The organism is Syntrophomonas sp. DTU019 (assembly GCA_913757435.1).
Taxonomy (GTDB): Bacteria; Bacillota; Syntrophomonadia; order Syntrophomonadales; family Syntrophomonadaceae; genus DTU019.
Genome location: CAJYDM010000001.1, coordinates 797051 through 819006, shown reverse-complemented (window position 1 = coordinate 819006; position 21956 = coordinate 797051). Strand labels below are relative to the sequence as shown.

The window sequence follows — 21956 nt, the reverse complement described above, 5'->3', positions numbered from 1 at the left end:
GTCACCCCTATCGATTTAACTTATCTTGGCTTGTTTCATGGCGTTCTTTAACATTTCCAACTTTTTGGCAACCGTCGCGTCTACTATCTGGTCGCCAATTCGGACCTTTATTCCCCCCAATAGACTCGGATCAACCATGGGCTTCAATTGCACAGTCTTACCGGTCGAGGCAGAGAGTTTTTCGGCCAGATCCTGGACATCGCTTTCCGGGATCTCGCGCGCCGAATACATCTCGGCTTTAAGTATATTCCTCTGCTCATCGGCCATTTCAGTGTACTGTTCAGTTATTAAGGCCAAATAGGCTTCACGCTTCTTGTCGATTATGATGGAAATAAAATTGAGTGTGGCCTGGGAAATATCTCCGGAAAAAATCTTGTTGGCCACTTCTTTTTTCTCTTTGGCAGGGATAAGCAGATGAGCGAAATATTCTTGTAAGAGTTCGGACTCATCGACGGTTCGTACCACCAATTCCAATTCCTGCTGGTACTCATCAACTTTGCCGGCCTCCCGGGCAATACTGAAAAATGCTTCAGCATAGCGCCTAGCGACGCTCTTATTTAACATAATAGATCGCCCGCCTCATTGACAAAATCTTTAACCATGCGCTTGTGGTCGTCTTCATTGATAGCCCGACCTAAAACCTTTTCAGCCGCAGAAATGGCCAGTACAACTGCGGAGTCCTTAAGCTGCGCCTTGGCTTGCTCGGTTGCGGCTGCGATTTCGGCATGAGCCTTGTTCTTAATGCTGGTGGCATCTTCCTGCGCCTTAGCAATCATCTCGTTCTTGACGTCTTCAGCCGCCTTGGTGGCGCGGGCAACGATCTCCTGGGATTCACGACGCGAATCCTGCAGGTTGGCCTGCATTTCCTTGCGCATCTGTTCTACTTCGGTCTTGACTTCCTCAGCATGTTTGAGGGAGCCTTCGATGGTTGCCGAACGTTCTTCTAGCATGGCATTGATGGGACCATAACCGAATTTGTAGATCAAAGCCAGCAGGATTAAAAAGTTGACTGCTGACCAGCCGATCACATACCAGTTCCCAAAGGCAGGTGTTGCTCCGGACGGTGCCGGAACCGGCACTGCCGGTCCTTCACTAGAGGCCATGCAGAAGGTGGCAAATCCCATTACCATAATCATGGCAAAAAGGAGGATCAATGACGTATACCTTCTGTTCCTAATCACGGATGTGCTACCTCCAATCTCTTAGAGCAAATAGTTTTTGGGGCGATGAAGCCAAATTATTCAATTAATGAAGCTCCATCGCCCGCAAATCTGAGTCCACCGTATAATTACTGAATTTTACTAACCAACATGAATGCAATCAGTAGACCGTAAATGGTCAAGGTTTCGATAAAGGCCAGGGTGATGAAGAGTAGAGTTCTTACGTCTCCACCTACCTCGGGCTGCCGTGCAATAGCTTCGAACGCTTTGCCACCGGCGATACCCATACCAATACCACCGCCGATACCGGAGATTGATACGGCAAGACCAGCACCTAATGCTAACATATCCATTACATTTTCCCTCCTTTCAAGCTCTAATGATATCTACATCGGAGCTATTTTTAGTGCCCTTTGCCTGCTGCCGCCCCTATGTAACTGGCTGACAACAGAGTGAAGACTACTGCCTGGATTGCTCCTAGCAGCATGCTCAAACCCATAATTGCGGTTGGGACTATAAATGGTGCCAGGAACAACAGGAAAGCCAGAACCATTTCTTCCCCAAAAATATTGCCGAAAAGACGGACTGTCAGGGATAATGGGTGGGCCACTTCTTCAACTAGATTCAATGGCAACATCAGTGGGCTTGGGCTAACGAAGTGGTGAAGATAATGTCCTCCATGTTCGGAGAACCCGGCGATATGAACTGAAAAGAAGGTGATTATAGCAAGGGTCATGGTAACATTCCAGTTACTGGTTGGCGGCTGGAAACCTTGTACATGGGCTGCTCCGGGTATTAGGCCGCTGTAGTTGCTGATCAGGATAAACAGGAAGAACGAAGTAAGCAGAGGTGCCCACTTCTTGGCCACATGCTCTTCATCCATCAATTGTGTGAAGAAATCATAGGTGAACAATATGATGGCTTCAAAACCGTTCTGCAGGCCAGTTGGAACCAACTGCATTTTCCTGGTAGCCATAAAGGAGATGATACCGACCAGGGCTATAATCGCCCACTCGGTTACCACCAGATGATCAACCGGGATCGGTCCGAGATGGAAATAGACACCATCCCACATTCCAAATAACATTCTTTATTTCCCCCCTTCCCTTATTAAATTTGTCGAGTTTTTGAAAGCCGTTCGATTGATCAGCCAGGTTCAAAAACTAATACTAACAATTAGTGGATATGCTATTAATGGAATTATATTTCTCTCTTGAAATGCGGAACTCACATGTAAGGCAGATCTCTTTTGTTCTATAACCGCCTTAGTTCTCTCTATCTCTCTGTGTATCTTTTCGGTCTAATCCTTGTCGGCGTTTGGTATTTTTCATCATTTTGTCCCACATAGACTTGATGGCAGTTGCCACCCCCAAGAGGGCTCCCAGAGCTACGAACCAGGGTTCGGTACCGAAGCGCTGGTCAAGCCACCAGCCTACAAATAAGCAGATACCTACTGCAGCAGCTGCTGTGGTGGCCAGATTGATGGCATCGCTCAGACTCCTAGCCCATGCATACTTGGGTTTGTCTGTCATTGGCTCTCCCTCAGTTGCCTAAGTAGACGAACCATCCTTTTTCTCTATTCGTCATTAATAGGCAAATTCCTTTTTCATTTTTAATTTTATCCAGATTGGGTCAGATCTTTACATCTACGAATAGAAGGCCTGGTATTTCTATCTTCAGTTACTGTCTGTCAGTAAGTATCCATTTATTTCGAGACTGCTATCACAAAATCCTCCCCAATATTTATGTTCGGGATTATTATTTTTTTCGACCTCTAAGGCGAGAGGTAACCTTTACGCTCCATCTTCTGCCAGTGTTCCTGCAAGAGAGATTCGATATTGAGATCGAATTGCTCCTCCATTACAAACATCATGGTGACCGCAGTCTGAGCCACATCCAACAGTTCTTTGGCAATCTCGCGTACTATGGTTTCTTCATCGAGATGAACCGTCTCCCCGGACAGTCCCCGGAATTTGCCGATAACCTGGGCCAACTCTCCGGCTTCTTCCATCAATTTCAGAGCGGTGGATTCAAGGGTCGGTTTAAGCTGATTCAGTTTAGGCAGAGAAAGTGTTTTCGCTTCCATATGACTCGGACCCCGCTATTTATAGAGCGGATACTTCTGACAGAGTCCAGCCACAATACTCCGAGCCTCGTCCAGCGTTTTCTCATCCTCGGGTTTCTCCAGCGCTATGGCGATGGCCCGAGCAATCAGCTTCATATCTTCGTGGTCCATCCCCCGGCTGGTGACGGCCGGAGTACCGACACGAATACCGCTGGTAACCATCGGCTTTTCAGGGTCAAAGGGAATGGTATTCTTGTTGACAGTTATATTGACCGTTTCCAATATAGCCTGTGCGGCTTTGCCGGTCAGTTTTTTGGGCCGGACATCGACCAACATGAGGTGGTTGTCAGTGCCGCCCGAAACCAGCCGCAGGCCGTAAGCGGAGAGCGACTCGGCCAGAACAGTGGCATTGGTAACGATCTGCTCCTGGTATTTTTTGAATTCCTGGCTTAAAGCTTCCTTAAAACATACTGCTTTGGCTGCAATTACATGCATCAAAGGGCCGCCTTGAATTCCGGGAAAAACCGCGCTGTCCACCTTTTGTGCCCACTCTTTTCCACATAAGATGACACCGCCGCGGGGACCGCGCAGGGTTTTGTGGGTAGTGGTGGTGACGAAATGGGCGTAGGGTACCGGAGAGGGATGCAAGCCTGCGGCAACCAGGCCCGCAATATGAGCCATATCCACGAACAGGTAGGCTCCCACCTCGTCAGCAATCTCACGAAAGGCGGCGAAATCCAGCTTGCGCGGATAGGCACTGGCCCCGGCTACGATCATTCTGGGCTGGTGCTGTTGGGCTAGTTCCCGCACCTGATCATAGTCTATGGTCTCAGTTCGTGGTGAAACGCCATAATCCACGAAGCGGAAGTATTTACCGGAGAGGTTCACCGGGCTGCCATGAGTCAAATGCCCACCGTGGCTAAGGTTCATGCCCATAACAGTATCGCCTGGCTTTAAGGCCGCAAAATATACCGCAGTGTTGGCCTGGGCACCAGAGTGTGGCTGCACATTGGCATGCTCACAGCCGAACAGGGTTTTAAGTCTTTCGCGGGCTAATTCCTCGGCCACATCGACAAACTCACAACCGCCATAATATCTTTTGCCGGGATAGCCTTCAGCGTATTTATTGGTCATCACGCATCCCTGAGCAGCCATTACCGCCCGGGAAACGAAATTTTCTGATGCGATCAGTTCCAGTTTCTGGTCCTGCCGGTTTTCCTCCGCAGAGATGGCTGCAGCGATCTCCGGGTCAATCTCCTTGACGTACTTTTCGATATAATCCACTGTGATTAGCTCCTCTCTCGGCATTTTTGTTCCAATTGATGTATTTTTTCTACCCGTCTCTGGTGTCTACCTGCCTGAAACTGAGTATACAAGAATGTATTTACAATCTCCTCCGCCGTTTCAACATTTAACAGGCGCGCCCCCATGGTTACAATATTGGCATCATTATGCTCCCTGGAGAGCTTCGCCATCTCCGGGGTCAGACATAAGGCAGCCCGAATTCCAGGTATCTTGTTAGCGGCCATGGCAATGCCGATTCCGCTTCCACAAATCAGTATGCCGAAGCAGTTCAATTCCAATACTCGATGCGCTGCCAGTTCGGCGATATCAGGGTAGTCTACTGAATCACTGCTGTAGGCGCCACAGTCGTGGGTTTCGATTCCGCTCTTAGCAAGCATCTTTATCAAGTCCGCCTTTAACTCCACCCCGGCGTGGTCGCTGCCTATTACAACTTGCATAACATCATCTCCTGTTTATATATCCACCACCAAGTCGGCCAACTTCAGCAACAGCCTTTTGATTTCCCTGGCACTCTCCACATATTTTACCGCATCTTGTCCAAAGGGGTCGAGGATATCTGTACCCTGCTCCCCGACCACTTGCGCCAGGGTATTTATCTTCAACATATGGTCCGGATACTTGTCCACCAGGCATTGACGCTGCATGGCGGTCATGGTCAGAACCATGTCGGCCGATTTCACCATATCACGGTTCAGGGCCTGGGAACGATGATGACTTATATCCAGGTTTTCAAGCTGCATGGCATATATGGCCCCGGGAGAGGCTGGCCAGCCTGTCCCCGCTCCCAGCCCGGCAGTGATTATCTGGTATTGTTCTGAATCGGCTCCTCTTTCTTCAAGAATCTGCCGCAGCATTGCCGCTGCCATCGGACTGCGGCAGGTGTTGCCGGTACAAACCAGTAGGATTTTCACGATTTCATCACCCCTAGAACCATAACAGTTTGGCAGCCAAAGCGATCAAAACCAGGCCGCCTATTATCTGGGCGTAGCTGCCCACCAAGAGATTTAAGATCCGCCCCCCCAGAAACCCCAACCAGGTCATGACCGCGGCGATAGAGCCCATGGTCAGGACCGTGGCCAGAAGAGGCATCTGAAAGGTCCCTAAGCCGAATCCAACTGCCAGAGCATCCATACTGACCGAGCCGCACAGCAACCACATGTTATTCATAGTGCTGAGCTCAGCCTGGTTGCGCAGCATAGCTGCGGATGAAAAAGAATAACTCTGGGGACGGATTTCTTTCAATCCTTTAAGCAAAAAATTAATGCCAATATATACCAGTATTACAGCACCCAAGCGCTGCGCCCATACACCTAGAAACCTGCCTGACACCACTCCCAGATATAAACCGATAAGCGGCATAAAAATATGAAACAATCCCACTATAGCGGAAAATTTGATTTCATACCTATAGCTTACCCCTTTTAGCCCTAAACCCAGGGCCAGGGAGAAGGCATCCATTCCTAGCACCACCGCAATTAAAGCCACGGTGACGAATTGCTCGGCCATAATCTACCGTTCCTTATGTAAAATTATTGTCTTCCTGCAGCGCGCCTGATGCGTTCTGCCAAAGCGCGGCCAACTCCACTCAGAGCGGACGGCAGCGGGGCAAAGATCAGTTTTTTATACCCCTTTGCTTCGGCTTCACGGATTATGGCAAATAGGTTTTGGCCCTGCCCCTCTAAATTCAATGTATATGTTTTGATACTATGTGCCATACCCAGAGCAGGGATTTCTCCATAATGCACTATTGCCGTCTCATCCCGGTCTGCTTCCGTCATCAAGCTCATCCATAGCCCTCCATCTTCGCCCAGGATGATCTCCATGTCCCCGGTCTTATAAGCCGGTTTAGCACTGGACCAAGCCTTCAATCCGCATCCCAGCAGTGCTTCCAATTCTTCTACCGGCAACCCTCCCTGGCGCAGTATTTCAGGCCTGTCCAGGCTGAGGTCGATAATAGTTGATTCCAGCCCCGCTCCAGTAGGTCCTGCATCTAGTATGGCAGCAATCATGCCTCCCAAGTCATCCAGTACATGCTGGGCAGAAACCGGACTGGGCCGGCCGCTCAAATTGGCGCTGGGGGCGGCTATCGGTCCGGCCTTTTCGATAAGAGCCAGGGCCACCGGGTGGGCTGGCATGCGCAGGCCCACGGTAGTCTTGCCCCCCAGCACCGCACCGGGAACCTGAGCCGAGGCTGGCAGTATTAAGGCCAGGGGGCCGGGCCAAAAGTGCTCCATCAATAGTCTTGCTGGGGCCGGGATCGCGGTAACCAATGTCTTGACCTGAGTCTGATTGCTGACATGAACTAAGAGCGGGCTCTGCGGCAGACGACCTTTTACCTCGAAAATCTGCATTACCGCTTCGGGGTTAAAGGCACAAGCCCCCAGGCCATAGACTGTTTCGGTAGGAAAAGCCACCAGTTCTCCCCTGCTAAGCAGGGCAGCCGCCTCATCGATAAACTCTTTCTGGGGAGAATCTTTATCAATTATCCAGCGCTTGGTTTCCATGCTGGTTTTCCTTTCTGATGATGAGCAGGCGGTCCCTTCCGGCCAGGTCAGTCACCAACTGGCTGGAACCGAACTCCTGGGTTAGTTTGACAGCAGCAGATCCCTGCCCTGCGCCTATTTCCAACATAAGGCATCCTCCCCGCCTAAGGCGTTTTATGGCCTGTGGCAGTAGCCGCCGGTAAATATCGAGACCGTCCCCACCTGCCAACAGTGCCTGTCTGGGCTCATAGGCACGAACATCCTCCGGTAGGGTGATATATTCCTCTTCTGGTATATAAGGCAGGTTGGCGGTGATGAGGTCGAAGTCCCAATAGGGGTCAATGTCATTGAAAAGGTCGCTGCAGTGCAATTCAACCTTAACCCCATGCCGCTCCGCATTGCGCCGGGCCATTTCCAGCGCGGCCGTGGAAATATCAACACCAATCACCTGTCTGGGCTGTAGATAATAGGCCAGGCTGACCGCGATAGCCCCGCTGCCAGTCCCCATATCACATATGCGCACATCCCGGTCGCCACACCAGGCAATAGCGGTCTCGACCAGCAATTCCGTCTCCGGCCGCGGTATCAGAACCTGCGGCCCGACCCAAAAACTCAGGGACATGAATTCCCGTTGGCCGGTGATATAAGCCAGAGGTTCATGAGCTGCCCGTCTTTGGATGAAACTGCGAAACCTTTCCCTTTCCACCTGGTTTACCGGGGCATCAAAATGAGTATACAAAAAAACCCGGTCTTCCCCCAGGGCCAAAGCCAACAAAATCTCGGCCTCAAGACGAGCTGCGGCGATGCCCCGGTCCTGAAAATACCGGGTGGTCCAAGATAATAGCTGCTGGATTGTCCATTCCTGGGCCACTTATTCCACCTGTTTCAAGCGTTCAGCCTGGTCGTGTGCGACTAAGGCCTCAATGATCTCCTTGAGCTGTCCTTGTAAAATAATGTCCAATTTGTGCAGGGTGAGGTTGATACGATGATCGGTGACTCTGCCCTGGGGAAAATTATAAGTTCTGATACGCTCGCTGCGGTCTCCGCTTCCCACCTGGTTTTTGCGGGTGCCGGCGTATTCAGCGTTCTTTTCTTCCTCCAGCATCTCTTTGAGCCGGGCGCGCAAAACCCTTAGAGCCTTGGCCTTATTCTTGTGCTGAGACTTCTCATCCTGGCAGGTCACAACCAAACCGGTAGGAAGGTGGGTAATGCGCACCGCAGACTGAGTAGTATTGACCGACTGGCCTCCCGGTCCGCTGGAGCAGTACACATCCACTCTGATTTCGGCGGGATCAATGTTCACCTCTACGTCCTCAGCCTCGGGCAAAACCGCCACTGTGGCGGCCGAAGTATGGATGCGCCCCCCCGATTCTGTGGTAGGTATCCGCTGTACGCGGTGCACTCCGGATTCATATTTCAGTTTGCTGTACACTCCCTGCCCATCAATTACAAAAATTAGTTCTTTAATGCCGCCGATGTCGGTATAATGCGAATCCATGATGTCTATCTTCCAGCCCTGTTCCTCGGCAAAACGGCTGTACATACGGAACAGGTCATTAGCAAACAGAGCCGCCTCTTCTCCACCAGTTCCTGCCCGAATTTCCATGATAACGCTCTTGTCATCATTGGGATCCTTGGGGAGTAGCAGGATTTTCAATGCATCTTCCAGTTCGGTCTGGGCTGTTTTGAGTTCTTCCAGTTCACTCTCCAAGAGGGCTTGAAATTCCTGATCGTGTTCTTCGCCAAGCAGCTCCTGGACCTCCGCCAATTGGGAACAAACCGATTTATACTGCCGATAAGCTGAGACGATTTCGGTAAGGTCAGCATGAGCCTTGGCTATTTTCTGATATTTCTGCTGGTCAGAAATGGTCTCAGGCAAGCTGAGCAGTTCAGTTAGTTGGTTATATTTATCTTCCAGGTTATCCAGCTTGGAAAGCACACTCATACCTCCTGAAGAAAGCTATGCTATATTTATCCTACCACGCCGCCCACCTGCGGTTTAGGCAGCGAGCTTTGACAATCCTCATCCAGCAAGCGCTGCAAGGCGGCGATAGCTACTTCTATCTGACCATCATCGGGTTCACGAGTAGTCAGGCGCTGCATCCATAATCCCGGGGCTATCAGAAAATTGAGCCACCCCTGTCCATAATATCTTCCGCTTAGTTTTAAGAATTCGTAACCGAGACCGGCCACCACCGGCAGGACGGCCAGGCGCGACCATATGCGATACCACAAAGTGCCTTCGCCCAGAAGCGCGAAAACCACTATCGATATGACCATAACTATGAGCAGAAATGAAGTGCCACAACGCGGATGCAGCGTAGAATGCTGTCTCACATTATCCAGGGTGAGCGCTTTACCGGCTTCATAGGCAAAGATGGTCTTATGCTCTGCACCATGGTACATGAATACCCTGGTGATGTCAGGCATCCTGGCTATGGCGGCCACATACAGGAAGAAAAAGGCAATGCGGATAAAGCCTTCAACCAGGTTCTGCACCCAGGGTCCGGTCAGATAGCCGTGCAGATAATGCACGATGGCAGTAGGCAAGACCATGAATAGCAGTATGGCTAATCCGAAAGCGACCACCATAGTGATCAGGATCTCCCAGAAGCTCAGTTCTTCCTCATCCTCATCCAAGGCCATATTAGCTGAGTAATTGAGCATTTTCATGCCTACTACCAGCGACTCGATCATAACAAAGGTGCCGCGGATAAACGGCCACTTGAGAAAGGGGAAGCGTTTGGACCAATCACTATTGGGCTGTTCGTCCAATATTATGCTGCCATCGCTTTTGCGTACAGCAATAGAGGTTTTGGCAGGACCCCGCATCATTACCCCTTCGATTACCGCCATCCCTCCATAGGGGAATTTTCTTTCCATTTTTAATACCACCTGGCCTTGCTGAGAACAGAATCAGAGCCTCAATTGGCTCTGATGTGACATAAAAAAGTGCAGAGAACTCCGTCTCTGCTACTTGCTATTATCCTAAACCATATTTCTTCTTAAATTTATCCACTCGGCCGGTGGTGTCGACCACCCGACTCTTATTGCCTGTGTAAAAAGGATGACACTTGGAGCAAACCTCCACTCTGATATTGGCCTTGGTGGAGCCTACTTCAAATTCATTTCCGCAAGCACATCTAGCGGTGGTTTTCGCAAACTGGGGATGAATTTTGTCTTTCATGGTTTCACCTCGTTTCGGGTAACCGATAGTAGCAACCCTAATAGCTGCAGAAACGATTATATCAATTCTGATCTAAAAACACAAGCAGCAATAACACTCATTGCGGCCCTGCCTCATCTTTAGCGCGGTAGCGGTAGGTAAAGAATTGCTGCTGGTGAAAGTTGTCATAAGGGGTAACGAATTGTTCTATGTTTTCCTTTGAAACCATTTTCTCGAAATATACAAACATTTTCGCATCCAGGTTATCCATCACATGCAGTAAAAAGGCTTCAGGGAAGAGTGGTTTGACTGGTGAACCAAACTCCAGGCTGCCGTGATGGCTGAGGATGAGGTGTTTAGCCATGTTCTCCAACAGGGGCGGAAAGTCGTGACCCTCCCGGCGCAATTTTTCGATAGCCTGGTCGAGCAGTTGATAACCGATCACGATATGCCCCAGGAGTTTTCCCTCCACAGTATATTCCGGGGTGACCTGCAGCTCGAACTCCTTTATTTTGCCGATATCATGCAATATGGCTCCCGTTATCAGGAGATCGCGGTTTAAATCTTGATATTGTTGAGCAGCTTTATCACACATCCGGGCTACAGCCAGGGTATGCTCCAAAAGCCCCCCCAGGTAATTATGATGGATGCGTTTGGCGGCTGGAGTGGTGCTCAACTGGCTGATACATTCCGGGGTCAATATGGTTTTAAGCAGCCTGGAAAGGTGTTGATCAGTGACTGACTGTACCAGTTGCAGCAGTTCTTCAGTCAAGGTTTCACGTGGTACGGGAGCGACCTGCATATAGGGAGCGGGGTCTTCATCAAATATCCGGATGCGCCTGGCGGTGATCTGCTGACGGTTGTTATATAGGCTGGTGTCGGCTTGCATGCCGATCACAACCCCTTTGCGCAACTCCCCTTGCAGCTGGCAATTGTCCCACACCACCACCTCCAGAAATCCGGTCTGGTCAGCCAGGCGCAGATTAATTAATTCCCCGCCGTTGCGGGTCTTGCGTTGGTTCTTCTCACTAACCAGGAACTTGCCCCAGAACTTTGAACCTGGAGGCAACTCTCCCACTTGTTTACTTTTATACGGCCCGGGGATGCTCACTGGATGTACCTCGCTTTCGTGACATTATCTTTTAACTCCATGGGTATATGAACCTAGTTTTACCTGTGGGGCTTCTTTTTGCAGAATTCCTAACATGGTGGTAATGCCCACAGCCCCGCTTTCGAACCCCAGGTTGCGATCGATCACTGCGGGGTCAATGTTGAGATTGCGCAATTGTATCATATGCAGAGGATTTTCCCTCACAAAGTTCAACAAAGCTTCAATTTGCCGGGGATGATCGGTAAACCCGGGCAGAACCAGCAGATTTAGCGAAACCTGTATATTGCGGTCCAGGGCGGCTTTGACAGTATTGCCCACCTGGCTCAGGTTGTAGTTGCTGGGGCGGTGGTACAATTGATAATGTTCTTCCACCACAGAGAATAAGGTCACCCTGATGGCATCCAGGCCAGCAGCAAACATTTTGATGAGCTGTTGATAATTGCCTCCGTGAGTGTTTATATTGATCGTGCCCTTTTCGGTCCGGGAGCGGATTTCCCCGATGGCCGGAGCCAGCAGAGCAGCGTTCAGAGAGGGCTCACCCTCGCACCCCTGCCCAAAACTGATGATAGCCTGAGGAGCGTTTTGCAGATGATCGACGGCCAGTTCTACGATCTCCTCGGAAGTGGGTATAAAATCGAGGCGGTGCTGTGGAGAATCAACTTCACCGTGCTTTTCAGAAATGCACCCCAGACAATCGGCATTGCAGACCGGGGTGGTAGGAATCCCCGCTTCCCAGCGCTGATAAAAAAGGTTTTGGGCGGTGAAACACCCATATTGCAGCGAACACTTGGCCAGTTGCCTCAGGATGCGGTTGCGGGGAAATCTCCTCAACATGCGATAGATGCGGCTGCTGAGCTTTTCGGTATTATAATAGCGCGGGTGCCAGGAATGATGGCGGTCGTTCTGCACCGCTGCCGCATATACTTTGCCGCTCTTAAAGCCGACTGCAGTGTATCCTAGCAGGGGAACGTGCTGCGCTTGTGAACGGGGAATGCAGGCCGGCAGCAGTGTGCGGGTAAAACCCTGAGGAAGCAGAGCGGCCACAACATCAGCCCGCTTGCCCGGAGAATAGGGGTCACTATTAAGGCAAATAACCTGATTGTCAGTGCCTAAGCCGACCGGGAAAAAACCGGGAATGGTCACCAATGAAGATCCTTTGGGCAGAAGCATCATTTCGCTGCGCTCCGGGATCACCCAACTGTTGCCGCTCCTCCCCAACATGGTGTAATGTGGGTTTTCCATCCACTCCCCATTCTCATTGCTGTACATCATATAATACATATACTGACTAATACCTCTCTGGCGGTTGTGACTAGTAATAGCCTAACTTATAATTGCCCATAAAAAAAGCCCCCTTATGGGGGCGTCTTTTACTGCAGGTATTTCATAGGGTCGATGGTCTTGCCATTTATTTTAACTTCAAAATGCAAGTGAGGACCGGTGGTTCTGCCCGTAACGCCAACCAATGCGATGGTCTGCCCCTTACGCACCTTCTGGTTTTTGCTGACCAGAATGCTCTGCGCATGAGCGTATAGGGTCTCCTTGCCATCGCTGTGCCGAATCACAACGGTTTTGCCATAAACCGACTTGGTTCCGCTGAAGACCACCGTACCGTCATCTGCCGCTTTGATCGGGGTGCCGATCTCTTTGGCGATATCGATCCCATGGTGATAGCCCGACTTTCTCCACCCGTATTCAGAAGTGATTCTGCCGACCAATGGCCAACCCAAAACTACAGCTTGAATTAATCCTCGTGAGGGTGAATTGGCCATAGCCACGGTTTCATTTTCCCGGACGGGTATGATCAGCACTTCACCGACCGCGAGTTGTTCCGGGTCAATATTGTGGTTGGCCATCATCAAGTCCTCCACGCTGACCTGATACCTGTCAGCCAGTGAAAATATGGTATCTCCCTTTTTGACAGTGCAGGTCGAGACTGGTATTTTTAGGGTTTTGCCTATAGTCAGCAATGTATCTTCGTCCAGATTGTTCATCAACAGGAATGTTTCCAGATCAACATGGTATTCCCTGGACAAGCCCCACAGGGTATCGCCTTCTCTTACCACATACTCCCTGCTGGTGACAAGCCGGTTTTGCGGTTCCTCTATCACTGCAGAAACCCAGGGCAAGAAATCTCCCGGGCATAGCGCAGCCGAGACCGGTCCCGCCACAGTACCCAGAAGGATACAGCCAACCAGCAGTGAGCTGATCCATTTGTTTCTCATAGTACACCTCGCTTTAGAGACCAATAGTCAACTTCTACCATAGTCTCCACATAAGCCAAGGCATTTATTCATCCATATTTGAGAAACTGCAGCACAGATGGGAATTATTCTTATTTCTAGTAGGATTTACGAGCATGATCAGTTTTGCCGAATACCAGTGGTGCTGCCCGTAACAGGTCTTGATTACTCTTGGTCTTTTTCATGGTATCCAGAATCATCTGCATGGTTTCCACCGGGTTATAATCGCTGAACATATTGCGCAGATTCCACATGAGTTCTAGCTCTTCGCCGCTTAAAAGCAGTTCCTCTTTCCTGGTGCCGGAGCGTTTGACATCGATGGCCGGGAAGATACGCCGCTCGGCCAGCTTCCTTTCCAGGACCAGTTCCATATTGCCGCGGCCTTTGAATTCCTCGAAAATTACCTCGTCCATCCGGGAGCCAGTCTCTACCAGGGCTGTGGCGCAGATGGTAAGGCTGCCCCCTTCCTCAATGTTGCGTGCCGCACCGAAGAAGCGTTTGGGCTTATCCAATGAAGCCGGATCAATTCCTCCGGACAGAGTACGGCCGCTGGGTGGTACCACCAGGTTATGAGCACGAGCCAGCCTGGTGACGCTGTCCATGAGAATGACCACATCTTTCTTGTGTTCCACCAGCCGCTTGGCACGTTCCAGAACCATATCGGTTACTTTAACATGGTTCTCTGGGGGTTCATCGAAGGTTGAGGCCACCACCTCGGCTTTGGTGGAACGCTGCATATCGGTGACTTCCTCAGGCCGCTCGTCGACCAGCAGAATGATCAACACGATATCGGGGTGATTCTCGCTGATCCCCTGAGCGATCTTCTGCAAGAGAATGGTCTTACCTGCCTTGGGAGGCGCCACGATCAGGCCCCGCTGCCCTTTGCCGATAGGAGCTATCAAATCGATGATGCGAGTAGACAACTCACGCTGGCTGGTCTCCAGGTGTATTTTCTCCGTGGGATACAAGGGGGTTAGAGCGTCGAAATGAATCCTTTTGATAGAGTCTTCAGGAGGGAAACCATTGACACCCTCTACTTTGAGCAGAGCAAAAAAGCGCTCATTGTCCTTAGGAGAACGCACCTGACCATTAACATGGTCACCAGTCCGTAATTCAAATTTTCTTATCTGGGAAGGTGAAACATAAATATCGTCCTGGCTGGGCAGATAGCCGAACGGCCTCAAAAAGCCGTATCCATCCGGCATTATTTCCAGAATGCCCTGAGCTTGCAAGAGCTGATCGGAATGGGTTAAGGCTTTAGTGATCTCGAATACCAGCTCTTTTTTGCGCAGCTTGGAATATCCGGCCAGATTCAGTTCCCGTGCGATCTGGTACAGCTCCAGCATATTCTTGTTTTCCAGTTCAGAGATATTTACCTTGTCTTCCCGTTGTCCTCCCTTCATACCAACATCCTTTCGTTATATTAGTCTTTTACTTAGCGGTGCAGCCGCTATTAAGTCATAGTTAATGAATTAACCGGGAGAGTGTTGTTCAGATCGGTTTATTGCCGTTGGACGACCGACATGCTTATTTATGAGGGTTGCTTCATCAGATTGATGTCCCAGCCAGTTTGACTGGGAGGGGGTAGACAACACCGTAAAAAGCCTCTGCCAGGTATTATCTCATATTTTCGGATCGTTTAATCCTAATAATACGCAAAATCAACGGGCTCAGTCCATTCTGAGCTTAATACGATTATCTCTGAATAAGGGCTTTTTATCAAGATGATGATCAGCAATTATGCGGCGAATGGTTCCGGACATACTTCTCATGACCAGAGTGTCGGTGGTCGCCCGCCGCTTATGGTAACGAACGCCTTTGAGCAAAAACGAGCCAGTTATGCCGGTAGCAACAAAAATAACATCCTCGGACTTGACCAGATCATCAATGGTGAACAGTCTGCTGGTATCGTCGATGCCCATTTCAGCGCAGCGTCGAACCTCTTCGTCCGCTTCTGGACCTTCTGGAAACAGGCGGGCCTGGAAATCGCCCCCCAGGCATTTGAGCGCAGCGGCACTGATGACCCCTTCAGGCGCTCCCCCTATGCCCATCAATATATCTACTCCGGAGTCATCATAAGCGGCGGCTACTGCCGGAGAGATATCACCATCAGTGATCAGCCGGATGCGTGCCCCGGCACGGCGCACCTCTTCCACAATGTGGTCATGGCGAGGGCGGTCCAAAATGACTACGGTTACTTCACTTATGAGCTTATGAAGTGCCCGGGCCACCTCTTTGAGGTTTTCTTTGACCGGTGCATCCAGGTGTACGCGGCCCTTGCATTCCGGGCCTACAGCGATTTTATCCATATACATGTCCGGGGCGTGCAGCAGACACCCACGCGGGGCGGCGGCTAGCACGGCTATCGCGCCTACTCCTCCTTTGGCTACGATATTGGTCCCCTCCAGTGGATCCACCGCGATGTCCACTGCCGGAGGCACCCCCATACCTACCCGCTCACCTATGTACAGCATGGGAGCTTCGTCCATTTCCCCCTCGCCTATTTTAACAATGCCGTCAATAGCAACCGTATCGAACATGACTCGCATAGCAGTTACGGCTGCATCATCAGCAGCATCCTTATTACCTTTGCCAACCCAACGAGACGCAGCCAGGGCAGCGGCCTCAGTGACCCGGGCAAACTCCAGCGCCAATTCCCTCTCCACAGTAAATACCCCCTACTTCAAGGTTTTAATAAACCTGCCTCCAGTCGTTTAAAAACTTCTCAATGCCTGCATCGGTCAAAGGATGCTTGATAATCTGTTTAAGTACCGTAAAAGGCACCGTGGCTATGTGACTGCCAGCTCGGGCGGCGGCGGTAACGTGCAGCGGATGCCTTATGCTGGCCGCGATCACTTCGGTATCCAACAGATATTGGTCCAAGATCTCGATCAAATCCGTCAGCAATGCCACGCCATCATAGCTGATGTCGTCAATGCGGCCGATAAAGGGGCTCACATAGGCAGCTCCGGCACGGGCTGCCAATATCGCCTGGTTGCTGGAAAATATTAAAGTGGCATTGGTTTTGATGCCGTCTTTAGCCAGACTGGATATGACCCTCAGACCGGTTTCGGTTATGGGGACCTTGATCACTACATTAGGGTGAATAGCTGACAACTGGCGGGCTTCATTCATCATCCCCTGATATTCCAGAGAAATCACTTCCGCGCTAACAGGCCCCTCAACCAGTTCACAGATTTCCTTGATCACCTGATGGTAATCGCGCCCTTCTTTGGCGACCAGAGTGGGGTTGGTAGTTACTCCTTCCAGGAATCCCATAGCGTTTATTTCCCGGATTTCTTCAATGTTGGCTGAATCGATAAAGATGCGCACTATTATCTCCTTTTTCTAAAGTCTGCCGCTGCTGCCGAATACCCGCATTTTGTCGCGGATTATCTCAACGGCGGCTTGCCGGGCCGGTCCCAGAATCTGCCTCGGGTCGATCTCATCTGGTTTAGACTGCATGACTTTCCTCATCGCTCCCACAAAAGCCTCTCTGATGTTGGTATCAATATTGACCTTGCATACCCCCAGCGATATGGCTTTACGCACCGCTTCATCCGGAACCCCGGAAGATCCATGCAAGACGATGGGGATGTTGACCAGGCTTTTAATAGTGGCCAGGCGTTCAAAATCGAGGCGGGGTTCACCCTTGTATTGTCCATGAGCTGTGCCGATGGCTATGGCCAGACTCTTGATGCCGGTTTGGGCAACGAAATAGCGTGCTTCTTCAGGGTCTGTAAAAGAGGCTTCACGCATACTCACATGGACATCATCCTCGGTTCCCCCTATCTTTCCCAATTCGGCTTCCACGGATACCCCGATAGGGTTGGCGATCTCCAGAATCTTGCGAGTGGTGGCGATGTTGTCTTCCAGGCTGAGTTTGGAGCCGTCGAACATGACTGACGTGAACCCGCTGCGGATGCACCTGACCACCTGGCCGAAATCAGTGCCGTGGTCCAAGTGCAGGGCTACCGGGACCGGGCTGTTCTCCGCTGCAATTCTCACCATGCCAGTAATAAACTCCAGTCCGGCATATTTGATGGCGCCCTGGCTGGCCTGCATAATCACCGGGGACTGCTCTAATTCTGCAGCCTGAATGATGGCCTGAACTATCTCCATATTGTTGGCATTGAAGGCCCCTACGGCATAGCCTTCCCTCTGAGCCTGCTCCAACAGGGCGTCAACCCCTACTAGCGGCATATCGATCACCTCGTCAAATTTTATTGAAGCGTATCAACGCTTACCATTTCCTGCACCACCTGGCGCAGGTTCATTATATCAAACGGTTTGGTGATGCACCTTTTGACCCCGGCATCAAGGGCTTTCTTGATAACGTCCATCTCCCCATAGGCAGTCATCATCACGATGGTCAATTGGGGATGGTTCTGGAGAATTTTCTGTGAAGCCTCCAGGCCGTTCATATTGGGCATCTTCATATCCATCAATATAATATGGGGTGAAATCTGCTCGATTTTATCTACGGCCTCCAGGCCGTCAGAGGCAGTATGAACAATCCAATTGTCCTTTTTGAACAATTCCTCCAACAAGCGCCGTACACCCTTCTGATCATCTACAATTAGTATTTCAGGGCGCATTTTATTACTCCTCCCCCGCGTCAAATATATCACATATATTTACATTTCTGCATAGGTTTATAAACATCCTGCTAAGGCAGGGGCAAAGAAGACAAGGCCAGCCCCCCCATGACCAGCAGCAAGACCAATATACCCAGCAACATGACCACAGGCAGCAAATATACTAAAATTGCCTGTGTGGTAGTCAGAGTGAGAGCTTCGCGCAAGGCCAGCACCTGCAACCCAATAACCCACAAAATGGAGATGACATAGAACACCATGCCCAGGGGCTCCAGATTGACCAGAATAGACGCATAATACAGGGCCGGTCCGAAGATGCCGGGGAAAGCGGCAAATCCCAGACAGGTCAGTACCCCCTTGCCATTGCCATACCCATATATTATTTCCGCCAGCAGAGAAAACAGTCCCGCCACAATAAACCATATGGCTACTGACACAGCCGCTCCCACTGCTCCTAAAAGCCCAGCCAGGGATGCCGGTAAGAGTCCTAGACCAGTCTCAGTGATAGAGCGGCTGGCCTGCTGTAATAACATATTAGCCAGGTAAACCGCCACAAACACCAACGAAGCTGCCAATAGCGGTTTGGTACGGGCCAATTCGCGCATGGTTGCCTGTGGTTGAAAAATCAATCCGTATAGGATATCCAATAAGGTCAAACCCAGATCCTCCAGTTAATAATATAACCTGGCTTGAGGCTGATTACCTCCCAGGACAGAATCCAAGCTGGTAAACAAGCGTTTCCACATGTCCTGCTGATTTAGCACCTCGATGGGGGCCTCCCCTGACATGCCGGCCATGACCCTAGCCTGGTCCACTGCGTCATAATAATCGCCCAGGCTATCCACCAATCCCAGCTCTTTGGCTTGGGCTCCGGTAAAAATGCGCCCGTCAGCCAGGGGCAGCAACTGTTCCCGGGTTATTTTTCCCTCTCGTCCTTTCACCACCTGATCGATAAACTGCTGATAAGAATCGTTCACGATGCCCTGCAATAGTTGTTGTTCGGCTGCGGTGAGTTCCCGGAAGGGAGATCCCATATCTTTGTGTTCACCGCTCTTGATGACAATCGATTGGACCCCAATCTTTTCGTAAAGTCCCTGCACATTCTGCAGTTCCATTATAACCCCAATGCTGCCGGTCAAGGTGGCCGGATTGGCCATAATATGATCGGTGCTGCAAGCAATCCAATAGCCACCCGAAGCGCACACATCTCCCATGGAGGTAACCACCGGCTTGCCAGTTGCCCGAAGTTTATCCAGTTCCATGCCAATTTCCTGCGAGGCTACCGAAGTCCCTCCCGGACTATCCACCCGCAACACTACGGCTTTGATATCGGGGCGCGAAGCGGCTTGACGAATAATAGCCATAATATCCCGGGCGCTGTTGGTGGTGCCAGTGAGGAGGCTGGTGGTGCTGGTGCCGGTAATGGTCCCGGAAACATCTATCACCCCGATTTTGTCACCGCCTTTTAAGCTTGCACCGGCTCGAGGCTGGCTCACACTCTGCACTGCCATTATCAGCAGAATAAGCAGAAACACCAGTATTAATCCTATAATAATCCTTTTTTTCACGGTCGACCTCCTCTTTTAATGGCCTTCAGCTTTGGTCCGATCGCGCTGCTGGCGGTGCACCCGGACCACCGCAGGGGGAACCAGGGTTTTTTTGGCTGGCAGTGAGGCCTCACTGCCCACTTTTGCCTCTAGATGGTCAGGCAGTTCCACCAGGGTGAACTGCATATAAACCTTGCCGACTACGTTGCAAGGCTGGCCTTCAATATACACTCGAGCGGTGAACCTGGAGAAGCGCCGCCAGGCCAGAAACATCTTTAAAGCCCGCTTGATCGCGTCCAATCCCCCGCTCGGAGGGTTGGCAACCTCCACCGCCACCCCATCGATAAAACCCGCCGGCAACACTGCGATGCGGGCTGCTGTTCTCAGGCTGTAGGTTCTGAAGTAGCCCACCGAACTTCCAGCCGGACGATGCTGAATAGAAATCACCCTGGCTTTAAACTGAAACGGATCCTGCAATGTGAACGGCCGGGGCATCTCCCCCACAGGGTACTGCCCGGAGAGCAGGGTTCCGACGCGCACCGCGTCCAGATGCATCTCAGGAAAACGCAAGGTGGCGGTGCTATTGGCACAGTGCCGGATAGGGATGTGATAGCCTTCGGCCTTTAAGCGGTCGACGGTTCGGTTGAAGCTTTGAAACTGCTGTTTAGTATAGCTTGGGTCGCGGTCTCCCGCATGAGCCATATGAGTATATATCCCTTCAATGTATATGAAGGGATTCTGACTTAATGACTGGCAAACCTGCAAGGCCTCCTCGCAGGATAGTCCAAAACGGTTCAGACCGGTCTCTATCTTGAGATGTACCTTAAACTGCTGCTGTTGGCTCCGGCTGACCCGGTCAGCCAGGACAGCATCTCGAGGGGCGGATATCATCGCCGTTATTCCCATTTCTATGGCCTGGCTGACAGCCTCCTCCTCCACCAGCGGGCTGAGCAGTAAAATATCCCCTTTAAGTCCTGCCCGGCGCAATTCCATAGCTTCCCACAAAAAGGTGACCGCAAAATGATCTACCCCGTTTTTCTCCAGTAGAAGGGCGGTTGGCACCATGCCGTGCCCATAAGCGTTGGCCTTGACCACCGCAATCAGTAGGGTCGGCTCTGACAACAGGGAACGCACCCCGTCAAGGTTGCTCAGTATAGCATCATCATCGATCTCCACCCATTTGTCATACATGGATTAAGCTAGTCGCCTCCCTGACCTGCGCCGCTGCGCCTGCGCCCCAAATAAACCGGCAAGACCCTGGTCCACAGCCAATACCAGGCAGACTGGTAAACACAATCCCATTCACCGATGAATTCGGTCAATACCCCGTTAAAACCCTTTTTGAAACGATACAAGCCGTACAATGGATTGTTCTCATCCATGTCCCCGGAAACTCCCCTGAAGTCATAGAGCTTACAGCCCTGCGCTTTAGCCCAGCTTATCATCTCCCATTGCAGGAGGTAATTGGGCATGACATTGCGGTGCCGGTTGCTTGATGCACCATAAAGGTACCAGGCCTTATCCCCCAGAATAAAAGCCAGTGTGCCGGCCACGACCTCGTCTTTGTAGTAGGCCAGGAATAGACGCGCATAGCCGTTTTTTATCATATGTTCCCAGATGGATTCGAAGTATTCATAACCGCGGATGAGAAAATGGTCACGCTCAGCGGTTTCTTCCAATATGGTGTAAAATACTTTAAGATCATCCTGTTCCTGGTTCTGGGTTATAGTGACTCCCTTTCTGGCGGCCAGTTTGATGTTGTAACGCCATTTCTGATGCATATTGGCCAGCAGTTGTTCAGACTCAGGATTTAGGTCCAGACGCATGACATAATTCGGCTGCACTCCTTCAAAATTCAGCCCGGCTTCCCGATGCCTGAATCCACAGGCTTTGAGTATCTCTGCATAGGCTTGATTGGGCACTGCCACATCAGGATCGATCTTCAAGAAAATTGCCCCCTCACGGCGGGCAATCTGTCGGGCAAATTCAAATAACAAGCAGTGCTCCTGACGATTGTCGGCATCCGCCACCGGACCCCGCGGTGCGTAGAATATGCAGCGGTTGAGCAACGGTACCTGCAGACTGCGCTTGAGAATCAACATCGCCGCACATATTTCTCCATCTTTTTCCAAGGCCAATGCTATGGGCTTCCATCCGGTCAAGTTCTTGACCTGCCCCCATTCCCAGAGTTGCAGGAAGTGTCCTTTGGGATGGCTGGCGATGAATTTATTATAGCGAGCCTTGTCCTTGGCCTCGATAATTCTGGTTTTATACATGG

The 21956-nt window shown here is 50.9% G+C and carries 27 protein-coding genes; all 27 read right to left on the bottom strand.

Annotated features, from left to right (window positions below; translation table 11 throughout):
- Positions 1-15: 15 nt before the first annotated feature.
- Positions 16-564, bottom strand: coding sequence for a F0F1 ATP synthase subunit delta (locus tag AC15IQ_RS04150; RefSeq protein ID WP_483177419.1), 549 nt, complete (start codon positions 562-564; stop codon positions 16-18).
- Complete coding sequence (gene atpF / locus AC15IQ_RS04145; RefSeq protein ID WP_483177418.1) at positions 558-1181, bottom strand: F0F1 ATP synthase subunit B; 624 nt, start codon at positions 1179-1181, stop codon at positions 558-560. Before atpF ends, AC15IQ_RS04150 begins: the two co-directional genes overlap by 7 nt.
- A 107-nt stretch (positions 1182-1288) precedes the next feature.
- Positions 1289-1513, bottom strand: coding sequence for an ATP synthase F0 subunit C (gene atpE, locus AC15IQ_RS04140; RefSeq protein ID WP_481041701.1), 225 nt, complete (start codon positions 1511-1513; stop codon positions 1289-1291).
- 50 nt (positions 1514-1563) lie between these two features.
- Positions 1564-2247 carry a F0F1 ATP synthase subunit A gene (gene atpB, locus AC15IQ_RS04135; protein ID WP_483177417.1) on the bottom strand — a complete coding sequence of 228 codons (684 nt, stop codon included), beginning with the start codon at positions 2245-2247 and terminating at the stop codon, positions 1564-1566.
- 178 nt (positions 2248-2425) lie between these two features.
- Positions 2426-2692 carry an AtpZ/AtpI family protein gene (locus AC15IQ_RS04130; protein ID WP_483177416.1) on the bottom strand — a complete coding sequence of 89 codons (267 nt, stop codon included), beginning with the start codon at positions 2690-2692 and terminating at the stop codon, positions 2426-2428.
- A gap of 242 nt (positions 2693-2934) precedes the next feature.
- Positions 2935-3246 carry a MazG-like family protein gene (locus AC15IQ_RS04125; RefSeq protein WP_483177415.1) on the bottom strand — a complete coding sequence of 104 codons (312 nt, stop codon included), beginning with the start codon at positions 3244-3246 and terminating at the stop codon, positions 2935-2937.
- A gap of 15 nt (positions 3247-3261) precedes the next feature.
- On the bottom strand, positions 3262-4509 hold the full coding sequence (locus AC15IQ_RS04120; RefSeq protein WP_483177414.1) for a serine hydroxymethyltransferase: 1248 nt from the start codon (positions 4507-4509) through the stop codon (positions 3262-3264).
- 5 nt (positions 4510-4514) lie between these two features.
- Positions 4515-4967 carry a ribose 5-phosphate isomerase B gene (gene rpiB, locus AC15IQ_RS04115; RefSeq protein ID WP_483177413.1) on the bottom strand — a complete coding sequence of 151 codons (453 nt, stop codon included), beginning with the start codon at positions 4965-4967 and terminating at the stop codon, positions 4515-4517.
- Positions 4968-4982: 15 nt separating this feature from the next.
- Positions 4983-5441: a low molecular weight protein arginine phosphatase gene (locus AC15IQ_RS04110; protein WP_483177412.1), complete on the bottom strand. Its 459-nt coding sequence runs from the start codon at positions 5439-5441 to the stop codon at positions 4983-4985.
- Positions 5442-5454: 13 nt separating this feature from the next.
- Complete coding sequence (locus AC15IQ_RS04105; protein WP_483177411.1) at positions 5455-6036, bottom strand: manganese efflux pump MntP; 582 nt, start codon at positions 6034-6036, stop codon at positions 5455-5457.
- A gap of 23 nt (positions 6037-6059) precedes the next feature.
- Positions 6060-7034, bottom strand: a complete 975-nt coding sequence (locus AC15IQ_RS04100; RefSeq protein WP_483177410.1) for an L-threonylcarbamoyladenylate synthase — start codon at positions 7032-7034, stop codon at positions 6060-6062.
- Positions 7009-7884, bottom strand: coding sequence for a peptide chain release factor N(5)-glutamine methyltransferase (gene prmC / locus AC15IQ_RS04095; protein WP_483177409.1), 876 nt, complete (start codon positions 7882-7884; stop codon positions 7009-7011). The genes AC15IQ_RS04100 and prmC overlap by 26 nt, the downstream gene beginning before the upstream one ends.
- Complete coding sequence (gene prfA / locus AC15IQ_RS04090; protein WP_483177408.1) at positions 7885-8952, bottom strand: peptide chain release factor 1; 1068 nt, start codon at positions 8950-8952, stop codon at positions 7885-7887.
- Positions 8953-8984: 32 nt separating this feature from the next.
- Complete coding sequence (locus AC15IQ_RS04085; RefSeq protein WP_483177407.1) at positions 8985-9896, bottom strand: DUF1385 domain-containing protein; 912 nt, start codon at positions 9894-9896, stop codon at positions 8985-8987.
- Between the two features lie 100 nt (positions 9897-9996).
- Positions 9997-10200 carry a 50S ribosomal protein L31 gene (gene rpmE, locus AC15IQ_RS04080; protein ID WP_483177406.1) on the bottom strand — a complete coding sequence of 68 codons (204 nt, stop codon included), beginning with the start codon at positions 10198-10200 and terminating at the stop codon, positions 9997-9999.
- A gap of 97 nt (positions 10201-10297) precedes the next feature.
- A complete protein-coding gene (locus AC15IQ_RS04075) occupies positions 10298-11290 on the bottom strand; it encodes a 3'-5' exoribonuclease YhaM family protein (RefSeq protein WP_483177405.1) in 993 nt (330 codons plus the stop codon).
- Between the two features lie 24 nt (positions 11291-11314).
- On the bottom strand, positions 11315-12562 hold the full coding sequence (locus AC15IQ_RS04070) for a radical SAM family protein (protein ID WP_483177404.1): 1248 nt from the start codon (positions 12560-12562) through the stop codon (positions 11315-11317).
- A 98-nt stretch (positions 12563-12660) separates the two neighbouring features.
- The gene (locus tag AC15IQ_RS04065; RefSeq protein WP_483177403.1) at positions 12661-13515 is read right to left on the bottom strand and encodes a M23 family metallopeptidase; all 855 of its coding nucleotides are present in this window, start codon (positions 13513-13515) and stop codon (positions 12661-12663) included.
- A 116-nt stretch (positions 13516-13631) separates the two neighbouring features.
- Positions 13632-14936 (bottom strand): transcription termination factor Rho, encoded by a 1305-nt coding sequence (rho, locus tag AC15IQ_RS04060; protein WP_483177402.1) that lies wholly within the window; start codon positions 14934-14936, stop codon positions 13632-13634.
- 267 nt (positions 14937-15203) lie between these two features.
- Complete coding sequence (gene glpX, locus AC15IQ_RS04055; RefSeq protein WP_483177401.1) at positions 15204-16199, bottom strand: class II fructose-bisphosphatase; 996 nt, start codon at positions 16197-16199, stop codon at positions 15204-15206.
- A 25-nt stretch (positions 16200-16224) separates the two neighbouring features.
- A complete protein-coding gene (gene fsa, locus AC15IQ_RS04050) occupies positions 16225-16866 on the bottom strand; it encodes a fructose-6-phosphate aldolase (RefSeq protein WP_483177400.1) in 642 nt (213 codons plus the stop codon).
- A gap of 15 nt (positions 16867-16881) precedes the next feature.
- Positions 16882-17736, bottom strand: coding sequence for a class II fructose-1,6-bisphosphate aldolase (locus AC15IQ_RS04045; RefSeq protein WP_483177399.1), 855 nt, complete (start codon positions 17734-17736; stop codon positions 16882-16884).
- 20 nt (positions 17737-17756) lie between these two features.
- Positions 17757-18131, bottom strand: coding sequence for a response regulator (locus AC15IQ_RS04040; protein ID WP_483177398.1), 375 nt, complete (start codon positions 18129-18131; stop codon positions 17757-17759).
- A gap of 71 nt (positions 18132-18202) precedes the next feature.
- Positions 18203-18787: a YIP1 family protein gene (locus tag AC15IQ_RS04035; protein WP_483177397.1), complete on the bottom strand. Its 585-nt coding sequence runs from the start codon at positions 18785-18787 to the stop codon at positions 18203-18205.
- Positions 18788-18802: 15 nt separating this feature from the next.
- Positions 18803-19699, bottom strand: a complete 897-nt coding sequence (gene sppA, locus AC15IQ_RS04030; RefSeq protein ID WP_483177396.1) for a signal peptide peptidase SppA — start codon at positions 19697-19699, stop codon at positions 18803-18805.
- 15 nt (positions 19700-19714) lie between these two features.
- On the bottom strand, positions 19715-20869 hold the full coding sequence (gene alr / locus AC15IQ_RS04025; RefSeq protein WP_483177395.1) for an alanine racemase: 1155 nt from the start codon (positions 20867-20869) through the stop codon (positions 19715-19717).
- Positions 20870-20877: 8 nt separating this feature from the next.
- Positions 20878-21954, bottom strand: a complete 1077-nt coding sequence (locus tag AC15IQ_RS04020; protein WP_483177394.1) for a lipid II:glycine glycyltransferase FemX — start codon at positions 21952-21954, stop codon at positions 20878-20880.
- Positions 21955-21956: the final 2 nt, after the last annotated feature.